Source organism: Collimonas sp. (assembly GCF_035566375.1).
GTDB lineage: Bacteria > Pseudomonadota > Gammaproteobacteria > Burkholderiales > Burkholderiaceae_D > Collimonas.
The window spans coordinates 1-15,349 of the sequence record NZ_DATMRK010000071.1; the positions used below are offsets into that span (position 1 = coordinate 1).

The 15,349-nt window shown below is 56.3% G+C and carries 14 protein-coding genes and 1 pseudogene; 4 read left to right on the forward strand and 11 right to left on the reverse strand.

Going from position 1 to position 15,349, the window contains the following annotated elements:
* Positions 1–40 precede the first annotated feature (40 nt).
* From rpmI to VNZ60_RS21360, 6 genes are all read right to left on the reverse strand, one after another.
* Positions 41–238 carry a 50S ribosomal protein L35 gene (rpmI, locus tag VNZ60_RS21335; RefSeq protein ID WP_061539612.1) on the reverse strand — a complete coding sequence of 66 codons (198 nt, stop codon included), beginning with the start codon at positions 236–238 and terminating at the stop codon, positions 41–43.
* A gap of 192 nt (positions 239–430) precedes the next feature.
* Complete coding sequence (infC, locus tag VNZ60_RS21340) at positions 431–955, reverse strand: translation initiation factor IF-3 (RefSeq protein WP_325663023.1); 525 nt, start codon at positions 953–955, stop codon at positions 431–433.
* A gap of 61 nt (positions 956–1,016) precedes the next feature.
* Positions 1,017–2,924: a threonine--tRNA ligase gene (gene thrS / locus VNZ60_RS21345; protein WP_325662765.1), complete on the reverse strand. Its 1,908-nt coding sequence runs from the start codon at positions 2,922–2,924 to the stop codon at positions 1,017–1,019.
* A 373-nt stretch (positions 2,925–3,297) separates the two neighbouring features.
* On the reverse strand, positions 3,298–4,788 hold the full coding sequence (locus VNZ60_RS21350) for an efflux transporter outer membrane subunit (RefSeq protein ID WP_325662767.1): 1,491 nt from the start codon (positions 4,786–4,788) through the stop codon (positions 3,298–3,300).
* An 80-nt stretch (positions 4,789–4,868) separates the two neighbouring features.
* Positions 4,869–7,964: an efflux RND transporter permease subunit gene (locus tag VNZ60_RS21355; RefSeq protein ID WP_325662769.1), complete on the reverse strand. Its 3,096-nt coding sequence runs from the start codon at positions 7,962–7,964 to the stop codon at positions 4,869–4,871.
* Complete coding sequence (locus tag VNZ60_RS21360; RefSeq protein ID WP_325662771.1) at positions 7,957–9,120, reverse strand: efflux RND transporter periplasmic adaptor subunit; 1,164 nt, start codon at positions 9,118–9,120, stop codon at positions 7,957–7,959. Before VNZ60_RS21360 ends, VNZ60_RS21355 begins: the two co-directional genes overlap by 8 nt.
* Positions 9,121–9,796: 676 nt before the next feature.
* Here VNZ60_RS21360 and VNZ60_RS21365 point away from each other — a divergent pair.
* From VNZ60_RS21365 to soxR, 3 genes are all read left to right on the forward strand, one after another.
* Positions 9,797–10,174 carry a YXWGXW repeat-containing protein gene (locus tag VNZ60_RS21365; RefSeq protein ID WP_414648943.1) on the forward strand — a complete coding sequence of 126 codons (378 nt, stop codon included), beginning with the start codon at positions 9,797–9,799 and terminating at the stop codon, positions 10,172–10,174.
* Positions 10,175–10,269: 95 nt separating this feature from the next.
* Positions 10,270–10,560, forward strand: a complete 291-nt coding sequence (locus VNZ60_RS21370; protein WP_325662775.1) for a hypothetical protein — start codon at positions 10,270–10,272, stop codon at positions 10,558–10,560.
* Positions 10,561–10,663: 103 nt separating this feature from the next.
* Positions 10,664–11,149 (forward strand): redox-sensitive transcriptional activator SoxR, encoded by a 486-nt coding sequence (gene soxR / locus VNZ60_RS21375; protein ID WP_325662777.1) that lies wholly within the window; start codon positions 10,664–10,666, stop codon positions 11,147–11,149.
* Here soxR and VNZ60_RS21380 read toward each other — a convergent pair.
* From VNZ60_RS21380 to VNZ60_RS21395, 4 genes and pseudogenes are all read right to left on the reverse strand, one after another.
* The gene (locus VNZ60_RS21380) at positions 11,132–11,710 is read right to left on the reverse strand and encodes a GNAT family N-acetyltransferase (RefSeq protein WP_325662779.1); all 579 of its coding nucleotides are present in this window, start codon (positions 11,708–11,710) and stop codon (positions 11,132–11,134) included. The two genes, soxR and VNZ60_RS21380, sit on opposite strands and share 18 nt — an antisense overlap.
* An 89-nt stretch (positions 11,711–11,799) precedes the next feature.
* The gene (locus tag VNZ60_RS21385) at positions 11,800–12,525 is read right to left on the reverse strand and encodes a hypothetical protein (protein ID WP_325662781.1); all 726 of its coding nucleotides are present in this window, start codon (positions 12,523–12,525) and stop codon (positions 11,800–11,802) included.
* A 116-nt stretch (positions 12,526–12,641) separates the two neighbouring features.
* A pseudogene (locus tag VNZ60_RS21390) lies at positions 12,642–13,019 on the reverse strand (SAM-dependent methyltransferase); the annotation flags it as partial.
* A 239-nt stretch (positions 13,020–13,258) separates the two neighbouring features.
* A complete protein-coding gene (locus tag VNZ60_RS21395) occupies positions 13,259–14,014 on the reverse strand; it encodes a DeoR/GlpR family DNA-binding transcription regulator (RefSeq protein ID WP_325662785.1) in 756 nt (251 codons plus the stop codon).
* 106 nt (positions 14,015–14,120) lie between these two features.
* On the opposite strand from VNZ60_RS21395, the gene VNZ60_RS21400 reads away from it, so the two are divergent.
* The gene (locus VNZ60_RS21400) at positions 14,121–14,717 is read left to right on the forward strand and encodes an NUDIX domain-containing protein (RefSeq protein WP_325662787.1); all 597 of its coding nucleotides are present in this window, start codon (positions 14,121–14,123) and stop codon (positions 14,715–14,717) included.
* Between the two features lie 18 nt (positions 14,718–14,735).
* Here the strand turns inward: VNZ60_RS21400 and VNZ60_RS21405 are convergent, their stop codons facing one another.
* Positions 14,736–15,212: a GNAT family N-acetyltransferase gene (locus VNZ60_RS21405; protein ID WP_325662788.1), complete on the reverse strand. Its 477-nt coding sequence runs from the start codon at positions 15,210–15,212 to the stop codon at positions 14,736–14,738.
* Positions 15,213–15,349 lie beyond the last annotated feature (137 nt).

The following is a 15,349-nucleotide window of genomic DNA, read 5'->3' on the forward strand; positions in this document are numbered from 1 at the left end:
CCACGTTTTACTCTAGGCATAATAACTCCTTAGTATGAGGTTAAGCGTTCGGCAACATGCGCGAAACGGATACCATGTTGTGGTCATTGACCCCAACGGAACCGCGCAATTGACGTTTGTTTTTGGTGGTTTTCTTGGTCAGGATGTGGCGTTTGAACGCTTGACCGCGCTTAACAGTTCCACCCGGACGCACACGAAAGCGCTTTTTGGCGCTGCTTTTCGTTTTCATTTTTGGCATGACACTATCTGTCCTCTGAGGACAGCTCCTTTTTTAACATGATTGCAGGTGGCAACATATCGTTACGCTTGGATGCCTGCTCTCACTTGTTTAAACCCAGCAGCACAATAACCACAGCTGGATTTCGCAGCAGAATCTGGTCTGCTGCTTTTGGGTGATCCAGATGATTGCTCATCCGGATCGCCTAAAATCTTACTTTTTCTTTTTAGGGCCAATGATCATGATCATCTGACGCCCTTCCATCTTCGGCCACTGCTCGACCTGTCCGTACGGTTCCAGATCCAGCTTCAGACGTTCCAACATGCGCACACCGATATCCTGGTGAGCCATTTCACGGCCGCGGAAACGCAGCGTGATCTTGACTTTATCGCCGTCCTCATCCAGGAAGCGGGTCAAATTGCGCAGCTTGATGTTGTAATCCCCATCATCGGTACCTGGGCGGAATTTGACTTCCTTGACCAGAATGACCTTCTGCTTCAACTTGGCTTCGTGCGCCTTCTTCTGCTCCTGGTACTTGAACTTGCCGTAGTCCATCAAACGGGCTACTGGCGGCTGTGCAGTCGGTGCGATTTCCACCAGATCAACGTTTGCCTCTTCCGCCAAACGGAAGGCCTCAGCCAGACTGACGATACCGAGTGCTTCGTTCTCGACACCAGATAGGCGCAATTCTGCCGCAGTAATTTCGCCGTTGATGCGATGTGACTTGTCCGTAGCTATTGCAGTTTCCTTTAAAAATCAAATAATTAAGCCGTGCTCTTGCGCTTGGGGGTTACCCCGTTCAGGCCTTGGTTTCAACCTCGCTCTTGAGGCGCTCCACCAGTACGTCAATAGGCATCACACCCAGATCGACATTGCCCCGCGCTCGCACGGCCACTGTGTTTGCATCCCGCTCTTTATCACCGACAACCAGTATATAAGGCGGCTTCTGCAAAGAATGCTGCCGTATTTTATAGGTAATCTTCTCATTACGCAAATCGCTCTCAACTCTAAACCCTTGTTTTTTCAGCGTTTGCGCAACATTCTTTACATATTCCGACTGAGCATCGGAGATATTCAAAATAACAACTTGCACCGGAGCAAGCCACAATGGCATGGCGCCGGCGTGATTTTCGATCAGAATGCCGATAAAACGCTCCAGCGAACCGACAATCGCCCGATGTAACATGACCGGCACCTTGCGGCCGTTCTCTTCCGTCACATATTCCGAACCGAGCCGACCCGGCATCGAAAAGTCGACCTGCATGGTGCCGCACTGCCAGGAGCGGCCGATCGAATCTTTCAGGTGATACTCGATTTTCGGTCCGTAGAACGCGCCCTCGCCTGGCAATTCTTCCCACTCTGTGCCGGAAGCCCGGATCGCTTCACGCAAAGCGCTTTCCGCCTTATCCCAGACCTCGTCTTCGCCGACCCGCTTTTCCGGGCGCAAAGCCAGTTTCACCGCCACTTCGGTAAAACCGAAATCGGTGTACACCTGACGCACCACTTTATCGAACGCCGCCACCTCTTCCTGCACTTGCTCTTCTGTACAGAAAATATGGCCGTCATCCTGGGTAAAGCCGCGCACCCGCATCATGCCGTGCAAGGCGCCGGACGGCTCGTTGCGGTGGCATTGGCCGAATTCGCCATAGCGCAGAGGCAGGTCGCGGTAGCTATGCAAGCCTGAATTGAAGATCTGGATATGGCCGGGACAGTTCATCGGCTTCAGCGCATAACTGCGGCTTTCCGATTCCGTCGTAAACATGTTGTCACGGTAGTTTTCCCAGTGACCGGTTTTCTCCCACAAGGAGCGATCCAGGATTTGCGGCGCCTTGACTTCCTGATAGCCATTGTCTTGATAAACACGGCGCATGAATTGTTCGACCTGTTGCCAGATAGTCCAGCCCTTTGGATGCCAGAAAATCAAACCCGGCGCCTCATCCTGGAAATGGAACAAGTCAAGCGCACGCCCCAGCTTGCGATGGTCGCGCTTTTCCGCCTCCTCCAGCATGTGCAGATACGCTTCCTGCTCATCCTTCTTGGCCCAGGCCGTGCCATACACACGCTGCAACATTTCATTTTTTGCATCGCCACGCCAGTAGGCGCCGGCCAGCTTCATCAGCTTGAACACCTTCAGCTTGCCAGTTGACGGCACGTGCGGACCGCGGCACAAGTCGGTGAATTTGCCTTCGGTATACAGGGAGACTTCCTGATCCTGGGGAATCGAAGCGATCAATTCTGCCTTGTAAGCCTCACCGATGGATTCGAAATAGGCGATCGCTTCGTCACGCGCCACCACCTTGCGTGTAACCGGCTCATCCTTCTTGGCCAACTCGGCCATTTTCTTTTCAATTTCCAGCAAGTCTTCCGGAGTAAACGGGCGCTTGTAGGCAAAATCATAGTAGAAGCCGTTTTCAATCACCGGCCCGATAGTCACCTGCGCATCCGGAAACAACTCCTTGACCGCGTACGCCAGCAAATGAGCGGTCGAATGGCGAATCACTTCCAGGCCGTCGGCATCCTTGTCGGTCACGATAGCCAACTCGACATCGCGCTCGATCAGGAAAGAAGTATCCACCAGTTTGCCATCGACCTTGCCGGCCAATGCCGCCTTGGCCAGGCCGGCGCCGATACTGGCGGCGACCTGCGCCACAGTCAGCGGCGCTTCGAATTGACGCTGTGAACCATCGGGAAGTTTGACTGCTATCATTTGGAGCCCCATATCGGTGAGCGCGGTGAGCGCCACTATCGATGGCGCTCGCGGATTGAATGAAATTAATTTGTTTTACAAAAATGCGGACGAAAAAAAACGCGGACCAGCCGCGCTTTTTTCAACAGGAAAAAGGCCTCGACTAGTGTCGCTCACAGATTGTGGTGGTAGTTCGCGGTGTCATAACCGGGATGCCTTTCTCGCTCTTACAGATGTTGAATTGGTTTTAACTTGCCTGCCGCAAATGGTAACAACGGCGACGACAACAGAATGCTGCCGATCATACCAGAAAATGGCTGCAACATGGCAAGTGCGCGAGCAGCCATGTTGCTTATTTGCCTAAATGCCGGCCCGCCGGATCAGCCGGGCCAATTTATCTGGCGGCAGTACTGGACGCAGGCTCGCTGCGATTCCACCAGCCCCCTCCTAAAGCCTGAAACAAGGCCGCCGTATCGGCAAACCGCGCCGCCTGCGCCAGCGCCAGATTGATCACCGCTTGCTGATAGGTTTGTTGCGCCGCCAATAGTGTCTGCGGGCTGGCAGCGCCCAGTTGCACCGACTTGCGCGAAATCTCCAGGCTATGCGCAGCAGCACGCTCAGCAACGTCCTGCGCTTGCAAGGCGTCGGCATCGTATTGCAAGGCGCGCAGACTGTCGGCGACGTTCTGGAAGGCCAGGATCACCGTGCTTTTATACTGCGCCGCGGCCTGGTCCAGCAGGGCTTCCGAGGCACGCTTCTTATGCAGCAGCGCACCGCCGGTAAACAGCGGTTGCGTCAGACCGCCAACCAACCCCCACAAGCCCGTACCCGAGGTAAACAAATTTCCCATTTCCGCCGCAGCGCTACCGATATTCGCGCTCAGGGTGATCTGCGGCAGCATGTTCGCGCTAGCGACACCGACTGCAGCACTGGCAGCATGCAACTGCGCCTCGGCCGCACGCACGTCCGGCCGCTGTTGCACCAGGCTGGATGGCAGGCTGAGCGGCAACTGCTGTGGCAGAGTAAGGCTGGCGAGGTCAAATTTCTGCTCCAGTTCCTGGCTCGGAAAACGTCCAGCCAACGCCGTCAACCGATCGCGTTGCTGCGCCAGGGATTTCTGCAAAGGCGGCAAACTGGCCTGGGTCTGCGCCAGTGCGGCCTGTTGCGTCAGAACATCCGCCTGGGCGACGTCGCCCAGCGCATACTGACGCTGCAACAAAACCAGCAATTCGCCCTGAATCTTGAGCACCTCCTGGGTCGCAGCGATCTGCGCGCGCAATCCGGCTTCCTGCACCGCGGCTGCCACCAGATTCGAGGTCAGCGTCAGATAAGCCGCCTCCAGCAGAAATTTCTGCTGTTCCGCCTGCGCCTGCAAGCCCTCTACCTGGCGTCGGTTGCCGCCGAAAGCATCCAGTGTGTAAGACACGCTGACTTGCGCCGTGTGCAAATTGAACGGCGAACTGCCCTGCCCGGCAGACACCGGCTGCTTCTGCCGGGTCGGCGCCAGACTGGCGTTGACGCTTGGGAAAAACGCGCCCTGCTGCACCGATACCTGCTCCTGCGCCGCACGCAAGGCGGCTTGCGCCGATTGCAAATCGGGACTGGCCTTGAGCGCCTCTTCAATCACCGCATTCAACGCCGGAGAATTGAACAGCGTCCACCACTGGGCGGGAATATCCATGCCCTCGACAAATTGCTGGGCGTCGCCGCCAAGCGTCGCCGCGGAAGCGGTTTTTGCTTGCAACGGCTCTTTGGTATACCCCTGCAGCTGGGGCGCCTCCGGCCGCTTGAAATCCGGCCCAGCGGCACAGCCCGTCAGCGCCAGCAGCGCAGCCAGCGCTGAGGTCTTCAGTTGCAATGCGAATTTGAAATCTATTCTGCTCATGTTTTTACCTGCTCAAGATTTGGTCGACGCCGCCGCAACGGCTGGCATTGCGGCGGAGGATAACGTTTTGCTCGCCCGCCCTAGCGGTCGTCAGGTTCCTCGCTTATCCCACGACGTTTCTCAATCCAGTTCTCCAGCGAGTAATAAAAGGCTGGCAGAACGAATAAAGTCAGCATGGTGGCCACAATCAAACCGCCCACCACTACCGTCGCCAGGCCACGCTGGACGTCGGTGCCGACGCCGGTCGCCAAGGCTGCCGGCAACATGCCGACCGACGCTACCGTCGCCGTCATCAGCACCGGTCGGAAACGTTCGAAGGCGCCCGCCTGCACCGCCTCCAGCAAGGCCACGCCTTGACGCCGGACCCGATTGATATTGGATACCATGATGATGCCGTTCTGCACCGCCACGCCAAACAGCGCGATGAAGCCGACCCCGGTAGCCACATTGATCGTGCCATTGGTAACCCGCAGTGCGATCAAGCCACCTAGTGCGGCCAGCGGCACCACGCCCAGGATCAGCAATGCTTGCCGCAATTTGCCGAAACCCGCATATAAAATAATCGCCATCAAGCCCAGCACCAGGCCGAACACCAGTATCAGACGCGATTGCGCCCGCTCCTGGTTCTCGAATTGCCCGGCCCATTCGAGACGACATTTGGTTTTATCGAAATGCACCTTCTGCGCCACCTGAGCCTGCGCATCTTTGTAATACGACAGCAAATCGCGATCCGCATAATCCAGGCGCACGGTCAGTTGGCGATGCGTGTTCTCATGCGCAATCGTGCTCTCGCCGGTGGTGGTCCGGATATGCGCTACTTGCGACAGGGGAATCCGCGCGCCGCCGGCAGTCGTCAACAACAAGTTGCCCAACGCCTCCGGATTGTCACGGCTGCTCTTGGGGAAGCGCACCGTGACGTTATGCACCTTATCCGCCAGATACAACTGGGTAACCGGCGCGCCGCCAATGCCAGTCTGGATCAGATTGGCGATATCGGCAACGTTAATTCCCAACCTGGCGGTAGCAGCACGGTCAATCTCGATAGCCACCTGCGGCACCGGCGGCTCCTGGAAAATCGCCACGTCAGCCGATCCTTTCACGCCATTCAACACCTCGACGATTTGATTGCCGATACGCCGCAGCTCCTTGAAATCATCGCCATACACGCGAATCACCAAAGGACTATGTGCACCACCCACGGCATCGTTGACGCCATCGCTGATCGGCTGGCTGATGCCGATGGAAAAACCGGGCAGTTGCGACAGGCGGGCGTTGAGCCTGCGTACAAACTGTTCCTTGGTTTCACCGCTGGGCCAGGTGCTGTATGGCTTCAACCCTACCGGCACCTCCATGTGCGACGGCGTCCAGGGATCGGTGCCGTCATCGCTGCGGCCGAGCTGGGTCACGGCATAGGACACTTCAGGGAATTCCAGCAGCGTGCGACGCAATTCACTGGCCATCTCGCTACCCTTTTCCAGCGACAGGCCGGACGGCATTTGCACCTGCAGCCAAAGCGTTCCCTCATCCAGGTTCGGCATGAATTCACGGCCGGTAGCGGCGCCCAGCACGATCACGCCGGCCAGCGCCGCCGCCCCAATCCCGTACGAAACCACGGGATTATTCAACAAGCGGCCCAGGGTTTTGCGATAGCCGGCGCTCAGCCATTCAAGCGGCTTGTTGTGAAAAATCCGGCGCGGCTTGTGCAACGCCATGTAAGCCAGGCCGGGCACCAGCACGATGCTGCACAGCAGAGCGCCGATCAAGGCGTAGGCTACCGTGAAAGCCATAGGCGATAACAGCTTGCCTTCGGCGCGTTCGAAAGCGAACAGCGGCAGATAGGCAACGATGATAATCAGGGTTGCAAAGAAAATCGGCCGTATTACCTCGGTGGTGGCGTCACGCACATCGGTTTCGGTCAGCTCTGCTTCAGGCCGGGCTTCACGGCGACGCAAGATCGCTTCGGTCACCACAATCGCGCCATCGACAATAATGCCGAAATCAATCGCTCCCAAAGAGAACAGATTGGCGGGCATCTTGGTCAGGTACATCATGATGAACACGGTCACCAGCGCCAGTGGGATCGTCACCGCAGCCACCAGCGCGCTGCGCGGGCTGCCGAGAAACAGGATCAGGACGATACACACCAGGCCGATGCCTTCCATCACGGTATGGCCGACCTTGTGTATGGTCAGCTGGATCAAGTCATCGCGATCGATATACGGCACGATCTTGACATCCATCGCCGCCAGCTGCTTTTGCAACTGATCGACCTTGCTGTGCACATCCTTGATGACTTCCGAGGCGTTCTGATATTTCAGCAGCTTGACGACACCCTGGATAGTGTCGGGATTATTATCCTTGCCAAGGATGCCCTGCCTTTCCTGATGGCTGTATTGCAGCTTGCCGAGATCACGCACCAGCACCGGCACGCCATTGGTTTGCTTGACTACCACGTTGCCGAGATCGGTCAGGCTGCGCATGTAGCCGATGCCACGCACTACATAACCTTGTTCGCCGCGCGTGATACGGCTGCCGCCGGCGTTGGCGTTATTGTTGCTTATGGCAGTCGTCACATCCGACAGGGAAACGCTAAAGCGCTCCAGCTGTTTCTGGTCGACTTCCAGTTGATATTCCATCGTCAAACCGCCAAAATTGCCGACTTCGGCGATGCCAGGCACCTGCTGCAGCTCCGGGATCACGATCCAGCGCTGGATCTCCGACAGCTCCATCAGATTCTTGCTGTCCGATTCCAGCGTATAGCGATAGATTTCCCCGGCAGGACTGGTGACTGAATCCAGGCTGGGCGTGATACCGGCAGGCAGCCCCGCTTGCGCCATACGCTCGGTGACACGCTGGCGCTGCCAGTAATCTTCCGCACCATCCTTGAATGTCAGCGTGATCAGCGACAAGCCGAAAGTACTGGACGAGCGCATGTGTACCAGGCCGGGTGTACCGCTCAACTGGCGCTCTAGTGGAATAGTTATCTGCTGCTCGATTTCCTCGGCGGCCAAACCCGGCGCCTGGGTGGTCACCTGTGCGGTCACATCCGATAACTCGGGGTAAGCTTCGACCGCCATCCGGGTCCACGAGTAGTAGCCGAACAGTGTCACCATCAGTGTCACCAGAATCACTGCATAGCGTTTTTGCAGGCAATAACGAACGATCTTGTTAATCATTGAGCAGCACTCCGCCCTTGATCACAACCCGGTCGCCAAGCTGCAAACCCTTTACGATCCGCACACTGCCGTCTTCTTCGTTGCCGGTTTCTATCGTGCGCCGGACAAACGTCCAGGGCGCGGTTTCGACGAATACCGTCGTGTTTTCGTTATTCATCAGCAGCGCCGACGGCGGGATTGCCGGCGCCGAGGCCTGCGCCACGGCAAAAGATGCGTTGGCGAACATGTTCGGCTTGAACTTTCCATCCGCATTAGAGACGCTGATCCGCACCAGCGCCCTACGTGTGTCCGCCTGCAGCACGTCGCTGACGAAAGACACATTGCCGTGGAACTGCTCGCCAGGATAGGCCGGCAAGCCAATATTTACCGCCTGCCCTTTCTTGATCGACGACAGCATGTTTTCCGGTACGCTGGCGGTAATCCAGACACTCTCCAGATTGGCAATCGTCATCAAGACGGCATTCGGATCGTTGGCGGATTGCCCTGCGCCGATGGCCAGGGTGGTGATGCTGCCGGAACTCGGTGCGATCAGATTCAAGCGCTGGCCGCCGCTGTCGGCGGCGCTGGCGCCGCTGGCGCTAAGTGACCTAAGGCGGGTATCGGCGCGCGCGAACTCAGCCTGCGCCTGAACATAAGCGCTTTCGCTTTGCTCCAGATCCTTGGCCGCAGCGGCGCCGGCCTGTTGCACACCGCGTTGCCGCTCCAGCACCCGCTTAGTCAATTGCATTGCGTCGCGCGATTTTTGCAGATCAGAGGTAGCCTGGGCAAAATCACCGGAAGTCATCACCAGCAACAACTGCCCTTTGCGAACCCGATCGCCAAGACCGACCTTCAGTTCAAGCACTTTACCCGCAACCGGCGGCAGGATATTAATGGTGCGCGCCGGATCGGCCTCGACTTGCGCCGGCAACTCAAGCGCGTGGGCGGCATCCAGCGCTGTCACCGTTTCTACAGCAAGACGCTGCCGTAATGGCGAACGCGCCGGAATAGTGATGCGATCACCCTGCCTGATGAAATTCGCAACTGCTTCATTATCGGCACCGGCGGCGTGAGCCGAAACCTTGCTGCCGGATTCGACGAAGGCAAGTCCGCCGACAATAAGTACGCTGACGACAGCAATCGCCAAAGATTTTCGTTGGGAAAAAAGATTATTCATGATCGTGCTCGGGATAAGAGATTGTTTGTCACGTCAGCTCCTAGCTACGTCGCTATGCGGAGCACTGGATGCCATTTTTTCAACCGGGATGCGCCAGACACGGCCGGCGATACCGGTTTAAATCAACGCGGCTGGAGAGCGGGGCAAGGAACGCACGACATTGTCGCTTCCTGCGCCTGCGCTGAAGGCCAGGCGGCAGTCAGCGTCAGCAGCAATGGGATAACCGGGGCTTGGCGCCAAAACAATAAAGTATTCTTGAACATCGGAAGTGGCGCCAATAAGTGGTCAGTAAACCGTCAATAAGCAGTCAATATGTAGTCAATAGCGATTTGACACATGCCATCGCTACAGGAACAGGATGTGGTCCCAAACTGGAATTCGTACAGAATACAGGCCGATTCTGTCAAAAACCTGAACCAAAGCTGACAAAATCCTGACAAACCGGATCTCCCCCTCGGATTCATCTAAAGGGGCGGTGCGCTATAGCGTCCGTGACGACAAATTTTGCCGCTCAGTCGGATCAGTGAGGCAGGAAACGCCAGATGGCGGGTGGACGATTCCATGGATTGCACCAGACGCAGCCGAATGTAATTAATTGCATCATTATTTGTTTTTTAAATAATCATAGGTATAGTTGGCGGCACTCAACATCACTCGACACCACTCGAAAATGACTATGAAACGCATGCTGTGCGCAGTTGCCCTCGTCGCCGTCAGTACCACCGCTCTATTGCCAGCCCAGGCGATGGCGCAAGTCGGCGTAAACATCATTATTGGCACGCCGCCACCGCCGCCAAGATACGAAGCAGTGCCGCCGCCACGCTATGGTTATATGTGGGCGCCCGGATATTGGAACTGGGACGGCCGTCGCCATGTCTGGGCCGGCGGTCACTGGGTACGAGCACGTAACGGTTATATGTATGACCGGCCGGAATGGCGCCACGGGCGCAACGGCTGGGAATTACGCCGCGGCGGCTGGCGGCGCGGCGACCATCGCGGGCGGCATGACGACCGACGCGATCATCATCGCGGCGATGGCTGGCGTCATCGTTAAGCTGCGCGTCTGATCTGCACGACAGCAGGCAAACACCAGGCAGGCGCCTGGATTCACATAAAACACGAACTTAGTGACAACCCTTAATGACAACCATGAAAATCAAAAAAATCCTTGCGATTGCGGCACTCCTGATGACAGCGGACCTTGCCACCGCTCAGGCACAAGAACCCGGCTCGCGCGTATCGCTCGATGCAGCAAAACCGCAAGCCAGCGAGGAATGCCGGCGCTTGCAGGAGCGTGTCGCTGAACTCGACAGAATGGACGACGAGCGTATTGCCCGCGCCGGACAAACCGGTGCACAGCAAAGCCCGGTACAGACCAAGGCATGGATAGACAAAGAACGTAAAGACGCCAAGACAAAAATGTTCTTTGCAAAGTGCTAGAACTCAGGAAGCTGACAGCCTGAGCAAGCAGCAAAATACGCAGCACCACGCGCAGCACGAAGTTCAAGTAAGCTTGAAGCCGATAACATTTCGAGGAAATCGAATGAGCGAGATATTGATCACTATCGGCGAACTGGCGAAACGATCCGGCGTGGCTGCGAGCGCCTTGCGGTTTTATGAAGAACAGGGATTGCTCAGCAGTAAGCGCGAAACTGGACGACAGCGGCAATTCTCCAGAGATGTATTGCGCCGGGTGGCCTTCATCCGCGTGGCGCAGACGGTCGGTCTCAGTCTCGATGAAATCAAGGTCGCCCTATCGACATTGCCGCAGCAGCGCACGCCGACCAAGCAAGACTGGGAACGGCTCTCGCGCTCCTGGCACCCTCTGCTGCAACAGCGCATAGATACCCTGACGGCGCTGCGCGATCAACTTACCTCGTGTATTGGCTGCGGCTGCCTGTCGCTTAAAAAATGTGCGCTATACAATCCCGAAGACGCCGCAAAACGGCGCGGCTCGGGGCCGCGTTATTTATTGGGCGACAATGCTGCGACAGTTCTCGCCGAGGATGACTCAAGCAGAGACAGCTAGCGTCAACGAAGCATCTGCGATGCCGATGCGCGGATTAAGGCGAGAGTAAATCCAGAAATTCCGCGGATGGCCGCGCACCATACGGAAATTGCGCAGCAAACCCTCGCATTGAAAACCACATTTTTCCAGTACTCTGACAGAGCGCGTATTCGAGTCGAGCGCAGTAGCTTGGATCCGAACCAGGCCAAGATGCGAAAAACCCCAGTCCACCATGACATCGCACACCGATGGCGCGATGCCTTTGCCCCAAACACTTGGGGCCAGGTCGTAGGCAATTTCCGCGCTCTTGTTCAGCACTGACACGCTGTGAAAGCCGACAGTCCCGACCAGCACGTCGGAGTCGCGCAAAACAATCCCCATGCGGATTTCCGAAGCAGGATCAATCGACTCCAAAGCATCGAATTTCCGCATCAGTTCGTCGATGGAGCGCAAATCCCAACTCGTATGCTCCAGCACATGCGGCTTGCTCAGATATTCGTACCAAGCAGGCGCATCCGCGCGGCTCAGCGGACGCAAGTAAACCAGTTTGTGTACAAACTCTGGCAGGTCGGGATAGTGCATAGATTTAGATTGCGCTTTGTACGAAAAGGGCTAGCTTTATACGCTAGACAGTCCCTCTCCATTCATTTAATTTGCTCCAAACCGAGCCGTCATTCGCTCAGTTTGAATGACTCCAACTCTCCGCTGTAACGTTCGGTACGAACACCGCCGTTGCCATAATATTCCTCAACTGATTTAACCCAGCGCTTAACTTCCGGGACATACCAGAACGCTTTGTAGGTTCTGCCAGTTGCCGGCAAGGCTGTAGTTTTTTGTATCTGAGTGACCATGGTGGTTCCACCCTGCCCCACTTGCGCCCCTTGCACAACACTCTGGCCGGGTTCCATCTCCGCATTCCATCGGCCTTCTTCTTCGATCTTGATAGCCTTGAATTTTCCTGCCGGCACTTCAACCGTTTCAAAGCCAATAACCGTAAACTTGTTGTTCCATTGCTCAAATCTGTGTGCTTTATTGGGGTGCTGTTCAGTGTACTGAATCTCCCATGTTTTCCCTGCGCTCAATGGAAATGACAACGGCTTGTTAACCACCGTCTCCTTGCCGTTCACATCGCGACTCCGGCTCCAGTCGGCGCCTGCAAACGTTTCATTTGGGGCTTGTGTAGATCCGCTTTGTTTGGTTGAGTAATAAATGCTGGAAGAAGTGACATGGGATACCGTGACTTCAGAACGGCTCTGCCCCCATCCTGTCGGCCCTTTCTCTACCGTAGTCCGATAAATCCAGCTGTCGCCTGCTTTGACCGAAGGAGCATCAATGGATTGTGCAAAGCTAGGCAAGGAGAAGACCACGCCCATCAAACCGAAAACGATATTTTTCATAGCGAATTATTGCAGTGGGGAAAAATTCCATAATAGCGATTTCGATCCGCGGCGTCATCTTTAACTAATAGCAAGTAAAAAGCTGCAGGTTCAAAGCCAAGGCGCCAATCCCGCCCCTACGGCTTTACGCCTCTTGTCGCGATAAAGCTCGGCATAAATTTCTCGATCTCAAACCGTGGCTTGGGTTGCTTCTCTTCCAGCAATCCCGCCAGCACGAATCCGGCGGCGAGCTCGCCGCCGATCTGGCTTGCCAGGCTATGACCGAAGATCAGGGCTTCGCCGCGCTCCTGTTTGCCTGCCAATGCGGCGCCGTCCAAATTTTCCAGGTCCGAATACGGGACAGCAAAGCGAGGCCGCATCACACCTTGGGCGGCATAGGCCGGATCACGGTCTGCAATAAATATGACCGGATTAAAAAAGCTCGCCAGCAATGCACCGCCCTTACGCAGTACCCGGAAACATTCATCCCATACCGGCTGGATGTCGGGGACGTACTGGACTGTCGGACAGGGCTTGTTGATCCCACGCTGCGGCGTTGTGGGCAAGCCAATCGAAGGGGATTGGTCGCGGCATGGGTAATACTCCTGGTGGTTAGGCTTGCGACCCGATCAATCGGGGAATCAAGGCCGTGTCAGGCACGGCAGTATCAAATGCTCATGTCGAAAAATTCTGTTGAAAAATGCGATTCATTATATCCGGATACATAAGCGGATACATGAGCGATGAGCGGCGCTTAAGCCAGCGTGACTGCGATTCCCATTTTGCGATACGGCGCAATCAAGCTTTCCGCCACTCCGGCATTGACCACTATTTCACTGACTTGCGTCAGGGGCGCAATCTGAAATGGCGATGCGGTATCGAGCTTTTCCGGCGACGCCAGCACCACAGTCTTCAAAGCCGCATTGCAGAGCGCGCGCTTGACGCACGCCTCTTCGTAATCGCCAGTACTGATGCCCGCCTCGGGATGCAAGCTGCACACTCCCATGAAGTACAGATCGGCGCGAATCTGACCGATGGCCTCGATCGCAGCGGCTCCCACGCTGACGATCGAATGCTTGAACAAACGACCGCCGATCATGATGACTTCAATTTGCGGATGTTCAAGCAGCTCCAGCGCGATGGACGGACTATGCGTCACCACCGTCGCCCTTAACGCGGGCGGCAACTGCCGCGCCAGTTGCACGGCGGTGGTGCCGCCATCAATGAACACCACTTGACCCGGCTGAATCATGGCGGCGGCGGCGCGGCCGATGGCGGGCTTGGCAGCGCTAGAAATCTGCTGCCGTTCAACGAAGGTAGCCGTCGCCGGCGATGCCGGCAAAGCGCCGCCGTGGACACGCTGTAGCAAGCCCTCTTTCGCCAGCTGGCGCAGGTCGCGTCGGATGGTGTCTTCCGACAGGCCGAGCTGTTCGCTCAGCAGTTTGGCGACGATCTGTCCGTCGCGCTCCAGGATTTCCAGCAAATGTTGTTTGCGTTGCAGAGTCAGCATGATTTTTTTCAGCGTGGTTTTTGCACGTTTTTTCTTGATATTTAACGATATTGCATGATAAATTCCCGAAACGCAAGTTCATCGCAACACCGACCGGAGATCCGCCATGCAAGATGACAGAGTCAAGATCCACAACGTCGAAGTATTGTCGAACGATTGGTATTTGCTGCAGAAAACCACTTTCGATTACCGCCGCAGCGATGGCAGCTGGCAAACCTTGACCCGCGAAACCTATGATCGCGGCAACGGCGCCACCATCCTCCTGTACAACCGCGAACGCCGCAGCGTGATCCTGATCCGCCAGTTCCGCTTCCCTACCTACGGCAACGGCCACGACGGTTTTCTGATCGAAACCGCAGCCGGATTGCTCGACCAGGCCAGCCCCGAGGAAAGGATCAAAGCAGAAGTGGAAGAAGAGACCGGTTATCGGGTGGCCGACGTGCACAAGGTATTTGAAGCCTTCATGAGTCCGGGCTCGGTCACCGAAAAGCTGTATTTTTTTGTAGCCGAATACGACCCGGCTTCACGCATCGGCGATGGCGGCGGCCTGCAAGCGGAAGGCGAGGATATCCAGGTGCTGGAGCTGCCGCTGGATCAAGCGCTGCAAATGGTAAGCAGCGGTGAAATCGCCGACGGCAAGACCATCATGCTGCTGCAATATGCGCAACTGCATTTGCTGCCGTCGCTGGCCATCGCGGATTGAATTGATGATTCATGTCGGCTAAACCGGGTGCTTGAGCATCAATTTCATCATGAGCACTTCAGCGTTTGATTCCGTCTCGTCAGGAACAAACCCCAGGCTCGAATAAATGGCATAGGCTGCGGGGTTGTCACGATAAACCCGCAGTGTCACGGCCTCGGCGGCGGTCGCATCGCCTGCTTCATCGATCAGCAAACGGCATAGCGACTTGCCCAGACCTTGGCCGCGCGCCTCAGGTGCGACGATGATGCGACACAGGTGAACCGTGCCGGGCTGGCGTAGCCGATATTGACCGAATCCAAGCCGTCCGGCATTAGCGTGACAGAGCACGTGGCTGGCGCCCTGCTCTACTTCCAGCAATCGGGGAAGTTCACTGGCGTTAAATGGATACGCCAGCTTCGGACCGGCCCAGCGGGCGCATGCCGAGGCGTCAGGGATCCATGAGCCGATGGCATCGTAATCAGCTGCTACCGCCGGCCTCAACATTAAAACGGTCATACGCTCTCTTTCAGACAACTGCGCAAGATGGCAAAGTGCTCGAAGCATGTTGCCACGGAAGAATTGGCAAAGCAACGTCGCACTCCGGCCATATCCCAACTGTAGAGTCAAGGTGTAAGCTGAGACTTGAAAATCCA